At 36.9% G+C, this 17,362-nt stretch carries 17 protein-coding genes and 1 tRNA gene; 10 read left to right on the forward strand and 8 right to left on the reverse strand.

Annotated elements, in window-relative coordinates:
* Positions 1-4: 4 nt before the first annotated feature.
* The 3 genes from IWB64_RS08325 to IWB64_RS08335 all read left to right on the forward strand — a co-directional run bounded on the left by IWB64_RS08325 (position 5) and on the right by IWB64_RS08335 (position 3,251).
* A complete protein-coding gene (locus tag IWB64_RS08325; RefSeq protein ID WP_194533577.1) occupies positions 5-1,048 on the forward strand; it encodes a flavin monoamine oxidase family protein in 1,044 nt (347 codons plus the stop codon).
* A 61-nt stretch (positions 1,049-1,109) separates the two neighbouring features.
* On the forward strand, positions 1,110-1,991 hold the full coding sequence (locus IWB64_RS08330) for an AraC family transcriptional regulator (protein ID WP_194533578.1): 882 nt from the start codon (positions 1,110-1,112) through the stop codon (positions 1,989-1,991).
* A gap of 186 nt (positions 1,992-2,177) precedes the next feature.
* Entirely contained in the window at positions 2,178-3,251 is a 1,074-nt protein-coding gene (locus IWB64_RS08335; RefSeq protein ID WP_194533579.1) for an N-acetylmuramoyl-L-alanine amidase family protein, read from the forward strand.
* Here the strand turns inward: IWB64_RS08335 and IWB64_RS08340 are convergent.
* The 8 genes from IWB64_RS08340 to IWB64_RS08375 form a co-directional block, all read right to left on the reverse strand.
* Positions 3,248-3,952, reverse strand: a complete 705-nt coding sequence (locus IWB64_RS08340; RefSeq protein WP_194533580.1) for a TIGR04283 family arsenosugar biosynthesis glycosyltransferase — start codon at positions 3,950-3,952, stop codon at positions 3,248-3,250. The genes IWB64_RS08335 and IWB64_RS08340 overlap by 4 nt on opposite strands.
* The gene (locus IWB64_RS08345) at positions 3,939-4,685 is read right to left on the reverse strand and encodes a DUF547 domain-containing protein (protein ID WP_194533581.1); all 747 of its coding nucleotides are present in this window, start codon (positions 4,683-4,685) and stop codon (positions 3,939-3,941) included. Before IWB64_RS08345 ends, IWB64_RS08340 begins: the two co-directional genes overlap by 14 nt.
* 115 nt (positions 4,686-4,800) lie before the next feature.
* Complete coding sequence (locus IWB64_RS08350; protein WP_194533582.1) at positions 4,801-5,616, reverse strand: purine-nucleoside phosphorylase; 816 nt, start codon at positions 5,614-5,616, stop codon at positions 4,801-4,803.
* Positions 5,613-6,290, reverse strand: coding sequence for a TIGR04282 family arsenosugar biosynthesis glycosyltransferase (locus IWB64_RS08355; protein WP_226975832.1), 678 nt, complete (start codon positions 6,288-6,290; stop codon positions 5,613-5,615). Before IWB64_RS08355 ends, IWB64_RS08350 begins: the two co-directional genes overlap by 4 nt.
* A gap of 63 nt (positions 6,291-6,353) precedes the next feature.
* Entirely contained in the window at positions 6,354-6,851 is a 498-nt protein-coding gene (locus tag IWB64_RS08360; protein ID WP_194533583.1) for a rhodanese-like domain-containing protein, read from the reverse strand.
* Between the two features lie 67 nt (positions 6,852-6,918).
* On the reverse strand, positions 6,919-8,223 hold the full coding sequence (locus IWB64_RS08365) for an ADP-ribosylglycohydrolase family protein (RefSeq protein ID WP_194533584.1): 1,305 nt from the start codon (positions 8,221-8,223) through the stop codon (positions 6,919-6,921).
* Complete coding sequence (locus tag IWB64_RS08370) at positions 8,220-9,194, reverse strand: phosphotransferase (protein ID WP_194533585.1); 975 nt, start codon at positions 9,192-9,194, stop codon at positions 8,220-8,222. Before IWB64_RS08370 ends, IWB64_RS08365 begins: the two co-directional genes overlap by 4 nt.
* Before the next feature lie 65 nt (positions 9,195-9,259).
* Positions 9,260-9,332: transfer RNA gene (locus IWB64_RS08375), tRNA-Phe, on the reverse strand.
* A 102-nt stretch (positions 9,333-9,434) separates the two neighbouring features.
* Here IWB64_RS08375 and IWB64_RS08380 point away from each other — a divergent pair.
* The 7 genes from IWB64_RS08380 to IWB64_RS08410 all read left to right on the forward strand — a co-directional run bounded on the left by IWB64_RS08380 (position 9,435) and on the right by IWB64_RS08410 (position 17,349).
* Complete coding sequence (locus IWB64_RS08380) at positions 9,435-10,163, forward strand: type III pantothenate kinase (RefSeq protein WP_194533586.1); 729 nt, start codon at positions 9,435-9,437, stop codon at positions 10,161-10,163.
* Entirely contained in the window at positions 10,163-11,449 is a 1,287-nt protein-coding gene (locus IWB64_RS08385) for a hypothetical protein (protein WP_194533587.1), read from the forward strand. The genes IWB64_RS08380 and IWB64_RS08385 overlap by 1 nt, the downstream gene beginning before the upstream one ends.
* Before the next feature lie 240 nt (positions 11,450-11,689).
* Positions 11,690-13,063, forward strand: coding sequence for a tetratricopeptide repeat protein (locus tag IWB64_RS08390; protein ID WP_194533588.1), 1,374 nt, complete (start codon positions 11,690-11,692; stop codon positions 13,061-13,063).
* A 4-nt stretch (positions 13,064-13,067) separates the two neighbouring features.
* A complete protein-coding gene (gene lptC / locus IWB64_RS08395) occupies positions 13,068-13,676 on the forward strand; it encodes an LPS export ABC transporter periplasmic protein LptC (RefSeq protein WP_194533589.1) in 609 nt (202 codons plus the stop codon).
* Positions 13,669-13,872 carry a hypothetical protein gene (locus tag IWB64_RS08400; protein ID WP_194533590.1) on the forward strand — a complete coding sequence of 68 codons (204 nt, stop codon included), beginning with the start codon at positions 13,669-13,671 and terminating at the stop codon, positions 13,870-13,872. The genes lptC and IWB64_RS08400 overlap by 8 nt, the downstream gene beginning before the upstream one ends.
* A 2-nt stretch (positions 13,873-13,874) precedes the next feature.
* Positions 13,875-15,164: a hemolysin family protein gene (locus IWB64_RS08405; protein WP_194533591.1), complete on the forward strand. Its 1,290-nt coding sequence runs from the start codon at positions 13,875-13,877 to the stop codon at positions 15,162-15,164.
* Between the two features lie 70 nt (positions 15,165-15,234).
* Positions 15,235-17,349, forward strand: coding sequence for a peptidylprolyl isomerase (locus IWB64_RS08410; protein ID WP_194533592.1), 2,115 nt, complete (start codon positions 15,235-15,237; stop codon positions 17,347-17,349).
* Positions 17,350-17,362: the final 13 nt, after the last annotated feature.

Below are 17,362 nucleotides of genomic sequence, written 5' to 3' on the forward strand. Positions count from 1 at the left end.
AATTATGACAGAAAAAACTTCAGAATATATCATTATAGGAGCCGGATTGTCTGGGCTTACTTCCGCTTTTTATTTAAATAAAAGCGGAATAGCCAATTTTAAGATACTTGAATCCCGTGACCGTGTTGGTGGCCGTATTGTAACCAGAGATGGTATTGATTTTGGTGCTACTTGGTTTCAGACCCATCATGAAAAAGTTATAACACTTTTGGATGAACTTGGCGTAGAGAAATATCATCAGTACAATAAAGGGAAGAGTGTTTTGGTCTATAGCACCATGGCGCCAGAACATTATTTTGAGAACGATCCAGATACGCCATCTGCCTATCGTATGAAGGGAAATTCTCAAGCTTTGATTCATGCTTTGGCCAAACCTTTGTCCGAAAAAATAAATTTGAACACCAATGTTGTTGGTATTTATGAGACTGAAAATGGAGTAAAGATAGAGACTAATAAAGAAACGTATTTTGCAAAAAAGGTTATTGTGACCATTCCACCTTTAATAGCTACTCGCATTTCTTTTTTTCCTGAATTGCCTCCCGAGGTAAATGAAACAATGAACAAGACCCATACGTGGATGAGCAATGCCATTAAGGTGGGCTTGACGTTCAAGACGCCTTTTTGGAGAGCTAAGAATTTTTCGGGTATGCTTATTGGGCAAGTAGGTGCCGTAACGGAGTTGTACGATCATAATGATGCGCAAAATTCACATTTTGCGCTTATGGGATTTGTAAATGAAGGGCTTAGAGATGTGTCTGAAGAAAATAGGAAACAACGTATTTTAGATTATTTATCTAAATATCTTGGAGCTGAAGTATTAGATTACCTTACTTACGAAGAAAAAGATTGGTCTCAAGACAAACATACTTCTTGCGAAACTATTAAATCTATTTATATGAGTCCGTCTTATGGTAACCCTGTATTTAGCAAAAGTTATATGGGCGGGAAATTACGGTTCTCTGGAGCAGAGACTTCAACAATTCATGGTGGGTATATGGATGGAGCCATTTATAGCGGAATCAATACAGTCAAAAAATTTCTAGGTTGATGCGTTAGTGAACTATTTTTTTTGCGACCAAGAGGTAATAAAATAGTCCCAAGCTAAGCGAATGCAACATTCGAAAACCAAAATTGAACAGTACCATTTGCATAAGGAGCATCCTAGAAAGCTTCAGTTTGAGCTGTACGATCTAAATACCTACAGAAAAAAAAGTGGAGATTTAGCTGCAGTGCCCCATTCCCATAGTTATTATCAAATTACATGGTTCTTTAATGAAGGCGGCACACATGCCGTAGATTTTAAAAAGTACGATATTAAGAAGAATACAGTGCTATTTGTTACCAAGGACCAAGTGCATGCTTTTGATGAAAATGAAGAGGTTCAAGGTTGGCTTATTCATTTTAATGAAAATTTTTTTAAGCATACAGATATTGATATGTTTTTGAAATTCAACATATTTCATATGTTGGAAAAACCTTGTTGCACCATTGATGAAAATAGTGTAGCCACGGCGTCTACTTATATTACTTTGATTCAAAATGAATTGCAACAGCGTAATCGTTTTGGTTATGAAGATATCATACGGTTTTTGTTGAAATCTTTTTTAATACAATTGGAGCGCATTCATCAAGGTGATGCTAGTAGGCCCGTTCAACTCAATAGCCTTTATGAAAGGCAGTTTTTTGAGTTTAAAGAGCTGGTAGAATTGCATTTTAAAGATGGACTTTCGGTTGGTGAGTACGCCAATTTTCTGAACGTTTCTCCCAAAACATTATCTACACTTACAAATGCAATCGTAGGGAAATCTCCATCTCAGATTATTTCTCAAAGAACCATGTTGGAGGCTAAGCGTCTGGTACGGTTTACTACTTTGCAGATTAACGAAATTGCTTTTAGGTTGGGGTTCGAAGATGCTTCGTATTTTGTAAAATATTTTAAAAGACATATAGGGCAGTCTCCCAAAAGCTATCGCCAAAGTCAGTTTACTTAAAAAGTCAATAAAAGGTAGACTGTTGAAGAAATCGTTAACTAAATTATTCAAGGTCTGGTAGTTTTAGTGTTTGGTTCTTTAATTTTGCATCGAATTCAAATAATTTTAGGCATTGTTTTTGATTTTCTGAAATTAGGCGGTTTTCCGTTGGAGTAGATGTATGATGGTTTTTGATAAAGTTGGTTGATGAATTATAGTTTTTCTTATCGTTTTAAGGTACTGCGCCTTCTAGTTTATGTAATGGGTTTCACTATATCGTCTTTTTCGCAGGATACGATACAGACCGTTGTTGCCCAAAAAGGTGATGGTATACTTTCTTTATTGAGAAAACAAGGCGTGAATCCTTATGATCATTATGATGATTTTATTTCATTGAATATTGAAAATCTACGAGATAGCATTCACCTGTATGCAGGTAGAACTTACCGAATTCCATCTACAGAGCTTGATACGGTAGCTATTGTGGACTCTATTCAAAGTAAAACCAAAGAAATTAAAAAAATAGAAGGTAAGGTCTATCCCATTTTTGGTGAAGACTATGAAATAGTCCTTCCAAAAAGTAAATTATTGAAAGGTGCGGTCTATTACTTGGTTTCCGGACATGGTGGTCCAGATCCTGGTGCCATGGCCACATACGGAGGTAAATCTATTGCGGAAGATGAGTATGCTTATGATATTACATTACGTCTGGCCAGAGAGCTATTAGCTCATGGGGCAGAAGTGTACATTATAATTAGAGATGAGAATGACGGGATTAGGGATGAGCGTATTTTGGAGATTGATCATGATGAGGTTGCCTATCCAAATAAAACCATTCCTTTAAACCAAGTAGCGCGTTTAAAACAACGTGTGGACATCGTAAATAGTTTATACAAGAAAAACAGAGGTAAGTTCCAACGTTTGATTGTTACTCATATAGATAGCCGCAGTGTGGGGCAGAATATAGATGTGTTTTTCTATCATCATGAGAAGAGTAGAAACGGTAAGAAACTGGCCGAAAGCATACATAAAACCTTCCAAAAGAAATACAAAAAGTACCAACCTAACCGTACCTATTCAGGAACTTTTGAAGATAGGACTTCTTTGTATCTTGTAAAAAAGACACACCCAGCAATGACTTTTATTGAAGTGGGGAATATTAAAAATAAGAAAGATCAAAGGCGTATTCTTGAGCCAGAAAACCGACAAGCTTTGGCAAAATGGATTAGCGAAGGGGTACTGCTAGACTATAAATTAGGAGAAATAGGGCCTATTCGTTAAACGGAAATCTTCCGCTTGTAGTAATCGTACAGTTGGTCTGGACCAGCACCCAAGTAATTTTTTAAATGCATTATTCCAAAGTGATATTGCAGTTTTACCATACCTCTTTCTTGATACCTTCTTGCTGATGTCTTTACGTGGCGTGGCAAGATTTTAAAGAATGTACTTTTATATAATCTTCCAATAAACTCATTGTCCTCATAGACAACATAAGCTTCATCAAAACCACCTGAGCGATTAAAAAGTTGCTTTGTGACGAACAAAGATTGGTCTCCGCCTCTGCATATTTCATGATTGACCCGCGTAAACCAAGCAAAAAAGCTTAGAAATAGACTATTGCTGTCAAATTTCATTTGAAAACAACCAGTTTCAAAACCCTCTTCAACAGCATCTATGAGGGATTGGTCAAAATCATGTGGAGGCAACGTATCTGCATGCAGGAAATAAAGAATAACTCCTTTTGCTTTTTGGGCTCCATAATTTAGTTGTTTTGCCCTGCCTTTTTCAGAATGTATAACTCTTGCGCCATTATGTTCTGCAATAGATGTAGTATTATCTACGCTTCCACCATCTACAATCAATATTTCCTTGATGTTTTCTGGGGAGCTGTTCGCGGTTAGATAACTGATTGTTTGGGCAATACCTTTGGCCTCATTCAATACCGGAATAACAATACTTATTTGGGGTCTATTTTTTTTCATTCAAACTCCAGTCGTATGTAACATATTTAATGTCGGCCTTCGGATTTATGTCCTTTTGGCTATAGGCTGTGATGTAATCGATAAGGCTACCGTTGTCGGTAAAATCTTTTTTATACCATTTGAAAATGTTGGAAAGCTGTAATTTTTCTTCGGAAATAATATTTCGGGTAGGGTCGTTTACAAAGTCCTCGGAGGCTTGTTGCAATTGTTCCTCAATTTTTTCGGAAGTATAGGCTTCGTTCAATAGCTTCGGACAGGAGAAAGAAGCACAGTTTATGGCAAAATGAATGCGAGGTTCGTTCATTTTACGAAGAATTTTGTGCTCTATATCTCCTAAGGAAAAGGTTTCGCTGCCAATTTTTACCCATTCTTGACCCCAAGGGTCTTTAATGTCTTTAATGCTTTTAGTAGGGTAGTTATTTAAAATTAACTGTACCGTTGCAGCATTATAGAGATTAATATAATAGGCTAGAGCTTCTTCTTTTGACCATATATCAGACGGACTTGTGTTTCCTAAATACTCTAAGTAAGAGGTAAGTGCTGCCTGGTCGTTGTTGAAGCCTTTATAGTCAACATTACCTGTATTGTCTACATATTTTTCTAAAAGGGAGTTCCATGCGGTGTGGTCTAAAACCTCACTTTGAGAAGTGCCTGAGAATTGGTGTTGCGGCATTTCTTTTCCTCCAAAGAAAGAAAAAAGTCCCGCTAAGGAAAAAATAGATAAAACTGTCATTTGAGCCATTAGTTTAAATTGCATAGCATATAGAATCTAATGATAAGTAGTGCATTTATGCAAAAACTTACATTTTTGGTTCTGCCAATTTTTAATATTGGCCAAGTAGCTTAGTCTATAGCGTCTTTATTAATTCCCTAAATAGTTTTACCATTTTTGGTTCTGCTGCTTCTGCGGTTTTGAGAATCTGTTGTATCTCAGCAGGTTTTAGGTTGTCTGGATTACATTCATCTGTGATAACCGAAACAGCTATGATGGGCAGCTTCAAGTGGTTTGCTACAATAACTTCCGGCACTGTGCTCATTCCAACGGCATCTGCGCCAATTATTTTGAGCATGCGGTATTCTGCCCTCGTTTCCAATTGCGGACCCACTACAGATGCGTATACCCCTTTATGCAAGGTTATATTTTCCTTACTGGCAATGTTTATCAAGGCTTTGCACATGGTTGCATCGTATGGTTCTGACATATCCGTAAAACGCTCTCCAAATTGTGCTACACCCTTAAATGCCAAAGGAGATCCCCCTTGAAGGTTAATGTGGTCGTCAATGAGCATTAAATCACCTTCCTTATAATCTAAGTTAATGGCCCCAGCAGCGTTTGAAATAAACAATTTTTTAATGCCTAATTGGTGCATAACACGAATAGGGTAGGTAATATCCACAAAATCATATCCTTCATAAAGATGGAAACGTCCTTGCATGACCACGGTTTTTTTACCTTCTAAAGTGCCATAAATAAGCATTCCGGAGTGAAATTCTACGGTTGCTAACGGAAAGAATGGAATATGGTTATAATGTGCTTCAATTGCGTCCTCTATTTGATCGGCCAGTTTTCCTAGGCCAGTCCCAAGTACAATACCAATTTCAGGATTATCAAACCCTTTGCTTTGTAAGTAGGCTACGGATTCGTTTAATTGCTTTCGTATCATGCTTTAATGTGTTTTAAATAAGGCTCAAAAGCTTTGATGTCTTTAATATCTTCAAAGATATCCACATCGTTTCGCTCTTCTAAAATATGATGTTTTTCGTTTTTTAAATCTTCTAATGTGTTGGTTAGAACAGTATCATTACCCCAGTCTTTATTAGAAAAGAGCTCTGGTTTAAAACTATTCATACCTAAAAGGTAATACCCTCCGTCTTCCGCAGGTCCAATAACAAAATTGTTTTTCTTTAATTCTGAAAAAGCGTTTTGCAGGTCTTTTTGGTTTAGGTCGTACATATCACTTCCTATCACGATAATCCGTTCAAATCCTGAAGCAAATCCGTCTAGAAAAGCCTTTGCCATACGAACACCTAAGTCTGGTCCGTGCTGAAGTTTTTTGTCAAATATGCTTGAGCTCCAAATGTCATCTTCCCAAATTTCCTCTGAATACCAAACTTGTTTAGCTGCATTTAGGTTTTCTGTGATGTTTACGGTATGGTCAAGCAAAAATTTATAGATATCCAAAGCTACTTCGTTACCAACGGTAGCTGCTAATCGGGTTTTACATTTGCCCAATTGCGGATTCCGTGTAAAGATCAGTAAAAGATTCTTTGATGCTACATTGGTATAATTTACCGTTGCGGCATCTTTTTGTTTTTCTTGCGGAGATATGATACTCAAATGATAATGATTTTAATGATTATGATTTATTGAAAAGGAAATTCTGTAAAAAGTATTAGACGTTTATTTGTCATAAACTTTCTCTCCGCTGGTGAGTAGTTTTCCCCAATGCTTATTAAAGGCATGTACCTGTTCCGTTGTATTTCCTATAGAATCATATACCGGATATCCTTCGTTTTTCCATTCAAAAATACCTCCATATAGATTTTTGACATTGGTGTAGCCTGCTTCTTCTAATTCTTCGCCAATATTTTCAGAACGTACTCCTATAGAACAGTAAACGACTATTTCACTGTTTTTATTTTGGACTTTTTGTATAACAGAGTCCAGTTGAAAGGTGTCATAACCCACCCAAATGGCATTTTCTAAATGGCTTACATCGTATTCCTCCTTCTCCCGGGCATCCAATAAAATCGGATTAGAGACTTTTTCAAGTGTTTGAACATGAATATAGTCAACGGATTCTTTGTTGAGTTTTTTGAGGGTCTTGTCTATCTTACTTTGAGAAAAAGAAATAGAGGCTATTAGGAAAAATATGAGGGTACTTAATATGGTTTTCATGAGAATGTAATTGGTAGTGCAATAGCAAATATACTATTTAAATTAGCAGAGCTTTGTTAAGTAAAGGCTAAGGGTGTTGCAATTCTATATGGTTTTTTGCAACCATTTCATGAGCCAGGGCTTCTAGGTCAATACCCATATTTTCTTTGTTTACTTTTAAAGCTTGGGTGCGTAGCACCACCGGGAGATTGGAATAGCCGTCTTTAGCACCTAATATCATACCTGCTACCGCAGCAACGGTATCATTGTCACGACCGTAGTTTACTATAAATTGCATGGTTTGTTCAAAATCACCTTCGCCATACTGAAGTGCGGTAATCAGAATTTGCCAGATTTCCCCAGAGTGAAAGGGAATAGTTTTTTCATGCTCTTCTAAAAATTGATAAGCCATTTCTTGACGTGTCCAGTCCTGTTGATTACCTTCAAATCCTTTAGGAATTTTAAAAAGAATACTGTCTTGGGTCGTTAAGGTATCAGTTAAGGCGAGTTGCTTTAAAGCGAGTATTTTTTTAACGGAGGCATCTGCCATGTCATATGAAATGCGTCCTACTAACCTGCTATCTTGGTAACCCAGTGGATCTACAAAAGTTACAGTGTTCATGATAGAATCCATATTTGTGGTGCGGAGCGCCATATGCGTCATGGCTGAAACCAAAGCCGAAATATCTTTAGCATATCCCAAGTCGAACAAAGTGTGTTCGTAAGCAAGTTCATACGCCTTTTCAGGGGTGTTGCTAACCAATCCTAGCATAGGTGTGTACAACTGCCCTGCACAGGACATTTCACCTCCATAAAAGCGGTTCATGGCTTTTAAGTAGGTCTCAGTATCTTTTTGATAGGCCATACTTACACGGGCCCATTCTTTAATCCAGTCTATTTTCTCAATTTGAGTATCTAAAAAATCTGTGTCGGGTACGGAACCGCTATCACTTATAGCCTTGGTGAGCGACCCATAGTACTCCGTAATAAAATTGGCAAAGTTAGAGGCATTGAGGTTTCCCTTGTTTTGAGATAGGTACTTGACCATGGCATATTTCCAACGGGTATCGTCAGTGGTAGCGCCGGCAATTAAGTTATGACCCCATGTGCCTTCGGGAGATTGTTGGCGAACGGCAGGGGTCAATGTTGTAATATATCCGTATTTAAGTTGAATGTCTTTTCGGGACCACATTTCTGTAGAAGCGCCCATAGCATCACCAATGGCAGAACCAACCAATGCACCCAAAACCTTGTCATAATAGACTTCTTGTGAAAGATGTAAGGTGTCTGAAGTGTACTTGGTTTTATTTGGTGTAGGTATATCTATTGGTGTTGTAGTCTCTTTACAGCCAATGGATAAGAGAATTAGAAAGAACCCTATTAACCGTTTCATGAAGTTAAAACGAGTTTACGCGCTTTTTTTAAAAGCTTACTTTTTTCTTTTAAGGAACGTTCAAGAGGTAATTGAGCTAGTCCAATAAGTCGTCTCATAATCTCAATGCCGGCCACTTGGGACATCAATTTTAAATCAGCGTCGCCTTGGTAAGCATTATGTATACGTTTCATATAGCCTTTCTTGCCTGTAGCAATAATGATGTGCGCGGCCATAACACCCAAGTCAAATTCAGGAAAGCCTACAAAACCGAATTCCGGATCTATAATGTAAAGATTGTCTGCTTCCGTCATCCAGCTACCAGGGTAATAATCGCCATGTAGCAAGGTATTTCCGGGTGATAAGTATTTTTTTCCAACCTTCTTTACAACTTTTTTTATCTTTTTGTCTCCTTTAAACTGAAGCGAAAGTTCTTGAAGTCCAGGTTGTATATCGTCTAATTGAAATCCGTTGTCTTCTAAAAAAGGAAGCTCAAAAACATGTTGGTGGTTAAGTTGGCGCATTTCCATATTCTCGGGAAAGTTGCTAGGAGCTTTTTTCCGATGAATAAGACCTAAGATGAAAATAAGACGGTCTAATTGGCCATTTGATATAGACTGTTTGTCATAGATATAGGTCATGTCTTCACAGTTCCCTAAATCTTCTAGCAACAACAGATTTTCAGAAGCATCAAAACCAATAATTTTTGGAACATGAGCATGAACAGCATTATCCCTAACGGCTTGGTAGAATTTTTTTTCTACAGTAATCCTGTCCAAAGGAGCTTTGATCTGCTGGTACTTCTGTACATATGGGCGGGATTGTTTTAAGATAAAAGAACGTTGGTCTGTTATAACGCGGAGTACCACGTTCATGTTTCCGTCACCCGGTTTTTCTACAGCAGTTAGTTTTTCTGCCGTATGTAGCCATTCTTTGGATTGTAGATAATTCTGAAGTTCCTCTAGTGGGGTGTTGGTGTCTATTGCGGTCAAAACAATTGTTTTATGCAATATAAGTCCAAAAACAAAAAAATCCTTACGTGAGTAAGGATTTTTTGTGGTGCCTCCAGGAATCGAACCAGGGACACATGGATTTTCAGTCCATTGCTCTACCAACTGAGCTAAGGCACCATGCCCGTTTGCGGGGTGCAAATATAATTTCAAATTTATGATATGCAAACAAAAATCGAAAAAAAGATGTTTTTTAAGTAACATTTTTTGATCTTTGTATCTATGAACTTAGTAATTGATGCTGGTAATACTTGTGTGAAACTAGCGGTGTTTGAGGGAGATAACCTCATATTCCGGCAGAATTCAGACGTGCAAAACGTAGCTCGAGAAATAAAAGAAATTTGTGACCATTATCCCAAAATAAAACGCGGAATCATAGCTTCGGTTGGAAATTTGGACCGAAAAGTGATGTCAGTGTTGACCGTTTTCTGCGAAGTTCACGAATTAACGCCCTCAAGCAAAACCCCTTTTAAGAACTCTTATGCAACGCCACAATCTTTGGGTGTTGATCGTATTGCTTTGGCAACGGCGGCATTTTATCATAACCCTAAAGGAAATAGTTTAATCATTGACGCGGGTACTTGCGTCACTTATGACATGGTAAATGATTACGGAGAGTATTTGGGCGGGGCTATTTCACCTGGTTTGCATATGAGATACAAGGCATTGCATGAACAAACTTCAAAATTACCGTTATTGACGCCAAAAGAATTAGTAGACTATATCGGAAACTCTACAGAAACCAGTATTCATAGTGGTGTAGTAAACGGTATCTGTCAAGAAATAGACGGTGTAATAGATCAATACAAATCTCGTTTTGCAGATTTAACAGTTATTTTAACAGGTGGTGACATGCTATTTTTGTCTAAACGGTTAAAAAATACCATATTTGCGGACTCCAAATTTCTCCTAGTAGGATTAAATTATCTGTTGGAATACAACAAACGCTAATGATCAGAAAAATAGGTTTTGCCATAATTTGCCTTTTTGCAACAGGCATGTACGCTCAAGATGGTTCAGTTTCCCCATATTCATATTTTGGTTTAGGAGAGTTAAGAAGCGGTTCTACTGCGGAAAACCAAATGATGGGTGGGATAGGTATGTATGCCGATAGTATTCATGTTAACCTTAAAAACCCAGCTGCTTACGGTGGATTAGGGATTCAAGGCCGTGATGATTTTGGTATAACCACATATACGGCTGGTCTATCTTACAAACAAACTAGTTTAAAGAGTTATACAGAGAGTCAGACCACTGCGGTTACCAACTTGGATTATCTTTCTATTGGCTTAAGTATTAAGAAGGGTCTAGGAATAGGTTTTGGTATTATACCGTATTCTTCTGTGGGCTATAATTTTGAAGATTTAGTTGGAACTGAAGGTTCTCAAGAAATAAACCAATACTCCGGAGACGGTGGTGTAAATAAAGTCTACATGTCCGTTGGATATGAATTTGCTAAGGATTTCAGCATTGGTGTTACCGCAAATTATAATTTCGGAAGAATTGAAACGCTTAAAGTTCAAAGTAACGAAGGTATATTGTTAGGTTCTAAAGATGAGAGAGTCTCTAGAATAAACGGAGTAGATTTTAATTATGCACTTAGTTATTCTCCTGCAATTGATGAGGCGCACACTTTGGTTACATCTGTACGCATAAATACTCAAGCCAATCTTACGGCAAGAAATACACAGAGAATTGGTTCTTTTATAGGAAGCCCTACTCAAGAACGTTTTGTAAATGAAGTAGATTTAGCAGCTCAGGGCAGAGAGGATACAGGAATAACTATACCTACAATAACTACGTTGGGTATCGGTTACGGTAAAGATATGCAGTGGTTCTTGGGTGTTGAGTATAGTTTTCAAAAGCTTACCGATTTCTCGAACGACTTTTTAGAAATAGACAATTTGGTTTACAAAGACGCCAGTACATTGGCATTGGGTGGTTTTTATACACCGGAGAGAAATTCTTTTGGAAGCTATTTCAAGAGAGTGACTTACAGGGCTGGTGTACGCTTAGAAAAGACCGGAATGTATGTTAATGAGAAAGATATAAACAATTTTGGCATAACTTTTGGATTGGGTCTACCGTTGGGTAACAATCTCTCTAATCTTAACTTAGGTTTTGAAGTTGGAAAAAAAGGGACTACAGCCGCAGATCTAATAGAGGAGAGTTACTTTAAAGTTAATCTCGGATTGTCTTTAAGTGATCAATGGTTTAGAAAAAGAAAGATAAACTAAGATTGAAAAAATACCTGAGGTTTTATTAGGGTTTAACCGATTTATTAAAAGATTATTGAATAAATTCGCAAAAAAAATCTCGAAAAGGCATTTTCTAAATTTCCCTTAGAGCTCTTGATAAAAAATTAGTACATTACCCAACCAAAAATTAGAACATAATAACGAGCCATATTGACTCTGGGCACTAACCACGATTTTGATTGGCAATTTGTAATTTGAAAAACAAGTAAAAATTAAGAAATGAAAACAAAACTTTACTTCACGGCGATTATGCTTTTAGGGTTTATGGGAGTAAGTCATGCCCAAGCTCAGAATCAAGAATGTATGACCAACTTATCTATATATGTTGAGCATGCAAAAGTTAAAAATTATGAGGCCGCATATACGCCTTGGAAAATGGTCTATGATAACTGTCCAGATATTAACCGGGCGAATTTTATTTACGGCGAAAAAATATTGGAAGACAAAATTGAAAAGTCTTCCGGTGCTGATAAAGATGGCTACATAAAAGATATGTTGGCTTTGTATGATAACAGCGCAAAGTATTTTCCAAAAAAATATTCTCCAGCAGTAGTTGGTATTGACAAAGCTTTGTTTTTGTACGATAACAAAATGGCTTCTGATGAGGAGTTGTATGAAATGCTAGGTTCTGCTTTTGAGAACGATCCTAAGAACTTTAAGAACCCAAAGGCTTTATACCTTTATTTTTCAAGTTTAGTAGACTTGCACAAAGGTGGTAAAAAAGAATTGCAAGAAGTTTTTGATGTTTACGATAACGTAAATGATAAAATTGAGGAAGAGAATAAAAAACTAACTGGCGTAATTACACAGTTGCTTCCTAAAGATTCTACTGGTACAATCACGTCTAAAGAAAAAAGAAGTTTAAAAATTGCAACTACCAACTCTGAATCTTACGGTAAGATTGCTGGTAGTGTAGATTCTAAGCTTGGTGCTTTAGCAGATTGTAGTAACCTTATTCCTTTGTACGAAAAAAGTTATGAAGAGAAAAAAGGAGATGTTACTTGGGTAAAAAGAGCAGTAGGTAGAATGTTCAACAAAGAATGTACTGATGATCCTTTATTCCAGAAGTTGTTTGAAGCTCAGTTAGCTTTAGATCCATCGGCAAGTGCTTACGTTTATGGTGGTACTTTAAAAATGAAAAACGGAGATACTAAAGGAGCCCTTGCAGATTTTGACAAGGCAATGAGTTTAGAAACCGATTCATATAAGAAATCTGATATTGCTTATAAAGTAGCAGTTATCAATAAAAGAAAAGGTAGTAAGTCTACAGCTAGAAAGTATGCTCAAATGGCCATCAGCGCTAATAAAGCAAACGGTAAAGCGTATTTATTAATAGCAAACCTTTACGCTACAAGTGCTAACGATTGTGGTAGTACTCCTTTTGAAAAGAGAGCTATCTATTGGAAAGCTGCAGATATGGCTCGTCAGGCTGGTCGTGTAGATCCTGCTGTTAAGGGGTCTGCTAATCAATCTGCTGCTAGTTACGCTGCTAAAGCACCTTCTAAAACAGATATCTTCAACTCTGGTATGGCTGGTAAAACAGTAACCTTTAGTTGTTGGGTAGGTGGTAGCATAAAAGTACCGAATTTATAGAAAGATGATTTCATCTTACGGATATAGTCTTAAAAGTATTGCCATGGTTTTCACCATGGCAATACTTTTTTTTTCTTGTCAGGATAACTACGAAAGGTCTGGCCAGGAAAAAGCACCTTTGGTATATCCAATGGGGATTGCTGAAAATTTTACGGCTACATATACTGAAGCCAGAGAGATGCTTGAAAGCGAAGACTCTACTTCTACCAGGGTAATAGCGGTATTGACAAGTCCGTTAAACGAAGATTATAATAATTTAGAGTTTCCTTACCGTACTTTTCCAAAAGGGCTGTTGGTGCACTATTTTAATGAAACTGGGGAAAAGAGTATCATTAAGGCCGATTATGGAATTATTTATTCTGCCACAAATGTGATAGATTTACAAGGAAATGTCGTTATTGAAAGCCACGATGGAAAGAAACTAGAGACCCCACAATTATTTTGGGATCAAGATGATAACTGGATTTTTACCCAAGAGAAGTTTAAATTTACGAATCCTGAAGATGGGACTATTATGGATGGTGAAGGAATGGATTTCAATAAAGATTTAAGTTTCTTCAATGCCCATAAAACTTATGGTCTAATGACTATTAAAGAAGAATCAAATGACTAGAATTTTAAAATATACTGAATACTTATACGTGGCTGTTGCCTTTTTCTCTTTGTATAGAATTTTTACTGATTGGAATACGGATAGACAATCTGCCTATTTGTTTATTTTCTTCGCCGCAGTTTCAATAGGTATGTTCTTTTTTAGAAGAAACTACAGGAAGAAGTTTGAACAGCATAAACAAGATAATCAACAATAATTGTGGAAACACCCATTTTAATTATTGTTTTGTCCCTGCTGTTTTCAGCTTTTTTTTCAGGGATGGAGATTGCATTTATCTCCGCCAATAAAATACATATAGAAATAGAGAAGAAACAAGAAGGTCTTTTGGCCAAGGTGTTAACGCGCCTAACCAAAAAACCATCTAAGTTCATTGCTACAATGCTTATTGGCAATAATATTGCTTTGGTAATATATGGCCTTTTCATGGGGGATTTACTCATGGAATGGTTTCAGGGCATGGTCCCTACCAATAGTGAGTTTCTTAATATAGTCTTGGGAGATTTCAGTTTGGTAACACAAACAGTCATATCTACGCTTATCATCCTTTTTACGGCAGAATTTCTTCCTAAAGTTCTTTTTCAGATTTACTCCAATGTTTTGCTTAAGTTTTTAGCTGTACCGGCTTATCTTTTTTACCTTCTGTTCTCAGTAATTTCAGACTTCGTTATTTGGGTGTCCGATGCCATTTTAAAAGCGTTTTTTAAGACCGAAGGAGATGAAGTGCAACTCGCTTTTAGTAAAATAGAATTAGGGGATTATATTACGGAACAAATGGAAGCCGTAGAAGAAGAGGATGATGTGGATTCTGAAATCCAAATTTTTCAGAATGCTTTAGAATTTGCTGCGGTCAAGGCGCGTGAGGTTATGGTTCCACGAACAGAAATCATGGCTGTAGAGCTTGAGGAGAGCCCTAAAAATTTAGCTAAATTATTTACGGAAACTGGGTATTCAAAAATTCTTGTTTATAAAGACACGATAGATAATATTATAGGCTATGTGCATTCGTACGAGCTTTTTAAGAAACCAAAGACCATTAAGAGTATTCTTTTACCTGTAGAATTTGTACCTGAAACGATGTTAATTCAAGATATTCTCAACGTTCTAACCAAAAAGAGGAAGAGCATTTCTGTGGTTTTGGATGAGTATGGTGGTACGTCCGGCATCATGACGGTAGAGGATATTGTAGAAGAACTCTTTGGTGAGATTGAAGATGAGCATGATACTACAGATTTAATAGAAGAACAGTTAGAGGATAATACATATAAATTTTCTGCTCGTTTAGAAGTAGATTATTTAAACGAGATGTATAAGTTAGAGCTTCCTAAAAGTGAAGAGTATGAGACACTTGGCGGATTGATTGTGAATGATACAGGAGAAATCCCTGAGCAAGATTCAGAAATACAAGTGGAAAATTTCCTGTTTAAAATAATTGAAGTCTCAAATACGAAAATCGATTTAGTGTCAGTACAAATCATTGATAAAGAATAGTTTTTCAATCCTTTTATAAATTGAAGGAAAAATGGTAATTTCGCACACTGATTAAACAAAAACCTAATTAATGGCAATTTTAGAGAATATAAGAAAACGGACCACCGTTCTAATACTTATCATAGGCTTGGCCCTATTCGCATTTGTTATTTCCGGCGTATTTACTAACGGAGATGTTAATGGTAAAGTAGGCTCTAGTATAGCTGAAATTAATGGTGAAGAGATTTCCATAGATGCGTTTCGCCAAAAGGTGGATGTTGCTTCAAGGAGGTCTGCCAATGCATCTACGATGCAAACAGTAAACCAGGTATACGATCAAGAAGTTCGTAATGCGGTTTTAGGACAGCAGTTTACAGATTTAGGTGTGGATATAGAGCAAGATCAAATTTTGAACTATATAAGTACGATACCATCTTACTCTCAGAGTCCACAATTTCAGAATGAAAGTGGTGTATTTGATCAAAACAAGTTTAGGAACTTTGTAGCTGAACTTAAGATGAATAATCCTGAGCAATACAACCTTTGGTTGCAAGATGAACAGGCAATTGTTCAAAGTGCTAAGCAACAGACCTATTTCAACTTAATAAAAGCGGGTGTTGGCGCAACTTTAAAAGAAGGTGAGCTAGACTATAAATTGGCAAACGACAAAATCGACATCAAGTATGTTCGTATTCCGTTTACTTCTATAGCTGATAGTACCATCGCAGTTTCTAAAAGTGAGATTCAGACGTATATCAATAATCATAAAGAAGATTTCAAGCAAGAGCCTGCTAGGGATATTCAATTTGTTTATTTTCAAGAGAAGGCTTCTGTGGCAGATGAGTCTGCGGTAAAAGAGGCTATCACTAAATTGATGGACAATACAGTAGAGTATAATGCTCAGACTGATAAGAACGATACTATTGCTGGTTTTAAAACTGCTACCAACATGATGGCGTTTTTGGATCGTAATTCAGATATTAAGTTTGATACTATCTACAAGTCTAAAAAACAACTGCCTGCTAAGTTTGCAGATACGTTAATGACGTTGCAAGTTGGTGAAATGTTCGGTCCATATAGAGACGGAGATTTCTTCAAGGTTTCTAAGATGATGGATAGGAAACCTAACGGTTCCGTAAAGGCTAGTCATATTCTTATTGCTTATGCTGGAGCGCAACGTGCAAATCCGGATGTGACAAGAACTAAAGAAGAAGCTGAAGCTGAAGCTAAGCGTTTGCTTACAGAGGCTAAAAAGAAAGATGCAAAGTTTGTAGAATTGGCACGTGATAACTCTGATGGTCCTTCTGCACCTAATGGAGGTGATTTAGGGTATTTCCAAGAAGGTAGAATGGTACCTGCTTTTAATGATTTCGCTTTTGCGAATAAAGTTGGAACAGTTGGTATGGTTGAAACCGATTTTGGTTTTCACATTATAAAAATCGATGACAAAGAAGATGTAGTTCAAGTAGCTACTTTAGCTCGTGAGATTGAGCCGTCTGAAGAAACAACCAACAAGTTGTTTACAGATGCTACCAAGTTTGAAATGGAGTCTATTGAATCTAGTAAGGCATTTTCAGATCTAGCAAAGGAAAATGAGTATTTGGTTCGTCCTGTAAACAAAATAAAAGCAACTGATGAAAATTTACCAGGTCTATCTGCACAAAGGAATATTGTACAGTGGGCTTTTCAAGAAGATGTTAAAGTTGGTGATATCAAACGTTTTGACTTAACAGGTGGTTACGCTGTAGCTCAGTTAACAAAAACTTACCAAGAAGGTCTTATGTCTGTTGAAGATGCTTCTGCACTTGTTCTTCCTAAGCTTAGAAAAGAACGTAAAGCAGCACAAATCATCGAAGCTAATAAAGGAAAATCTATAGAGGATCTTGCAAAAGATAATAATGTAAGTGCATCTACGGCATCTGCTTTAACAGTTAAATCGCCAACTATTCCTGGAGCTGGTTCTGAGCCTGCAGTTGTAGGAACGGCATTCGCAATGAAAGAGGGTGCAACTTCTGACCTTATTGAAGGTAATACAGGGGTTTATAAGTTAACGGTTACCAAGAAAACGGAAGCTCCAAAATTGGACAATTATAGCATGTATGCTACTTCTGTCAAAAGTTCTCGTGAGTCAAGAGTTAATACCGCAGTTTATGAAGCATTAAAAGATGCTTCTGTAATTGAAGACAAAAGAGCTTCTTTTTATTAAGAAATAACTTTAC

It is taken from the genome of Zobellia nedashkovskayae, from assembly GCF_015330125.1.
In the GTDB taxonomy this organism is placed as follows: domain Bacteria; phylum Bacteroidota; class Bacteroidia; order Flavobacteriales; family Flavobacteriaceae; genus Zobellia; species Zobellia nedashkovskayae.

Bases quoted from the DNA above. Each gene is read 5' to 3' on its own strand.
- IWB64_RS08410 (WP_194533592.1), top strand. From the start codon at position 15,235: ATGGCAATTTTAGAGAATATAAGAAAACGGACCACCGTTCTAATACTT.
- IWB64_RS08380 (WP_194533586.1), top strand. From the start codon at position 9,435: ATGAACTTAGTAATTGATGCTGGTAATACTTGTGTGAAACTAGCGGTG.
- IWB64_RS08390 (WP_194533588.1), top strand. From the start codon at position 11,690: ATGAAAACAAAACTTTACTTCACGGCGATTATGCTTTTAGGGTTTATG.
- IWB64_RS08345 (WP_194533581.1), bottom strand. From the start codon at position 4,685: ATGACAGTTTTATCTATTTTTTCCTTAGCGGGACTTTTTTCTTTCTTT.
- IWB64_RS08325 (WP_194533577.1), top strand. From the start codon at position 5: ATGACAGAAAAAACTTCAGAATATATCATTATAGGAGCCGGATTGTCT.
- IWB64_RS08350 (WP_194533582.1), bottom strand. From the start codon at position 5,616: ATGATACGAAAGCAATTAAACGAATCCGTAGCCTACTTACAAAGCAAA.
- IWB64_RS08360 (WP_194533583.1), bottom strand. From the start codon at position 6,851: ATGAAAACCATATTAAGTACCCTCATATTTTTCCTAATAGCCTCTATT.
- IWB64_RS08335 (WP_194533579.1), top strand. From the start codon at position 2,178: ATGAATTATAGTTTTTCTTATCGTTTTAAGGTACTGCGCCTTCTAGTT.
- IWB64_RS08400 (WP_194533590.1), top strand. From the start codon at position 13,669: ATGACTAGAATTTTAAAATATACTGAATACTTATACGTGGCTGTTGCC.
- IWB64_RS08385 (WP_194533587.1), top strand. From the start codon at position 10,163: ATGATCAGAAAAATAGGTTTTGCCATAATTTGCCTTTTTGCAACAGGC.
- IWB64_RS08340 (WP_194533580.1), bottom strand. From the start codon at position 3,952: ATGAAAAAAAATAGACCCCAAATAAGTATTGTTATTCCGGTATTGAAT.
- IWB64_RS08330 (WP_194533578.1), top strand. From the start codon at position 1,110: ATGCAACATTCGAAAACCAAAATTGAACAGTACCATTTGCATAAGGAG.
- lptC (WP_194533589.1), top strand. From the start codon at position 13,068: ATGATTTCATCTTACGGATATAGTCTTAAAAGTATTGCCATGGTTTTC.
- IWB64_RS08365 (WP_194533584.1), bottom strand. From the start codon at position 8,223: ATGAAACGGTTAATAGGGTTCTTTCTAATTCTCTTATCCATTGGCTGT.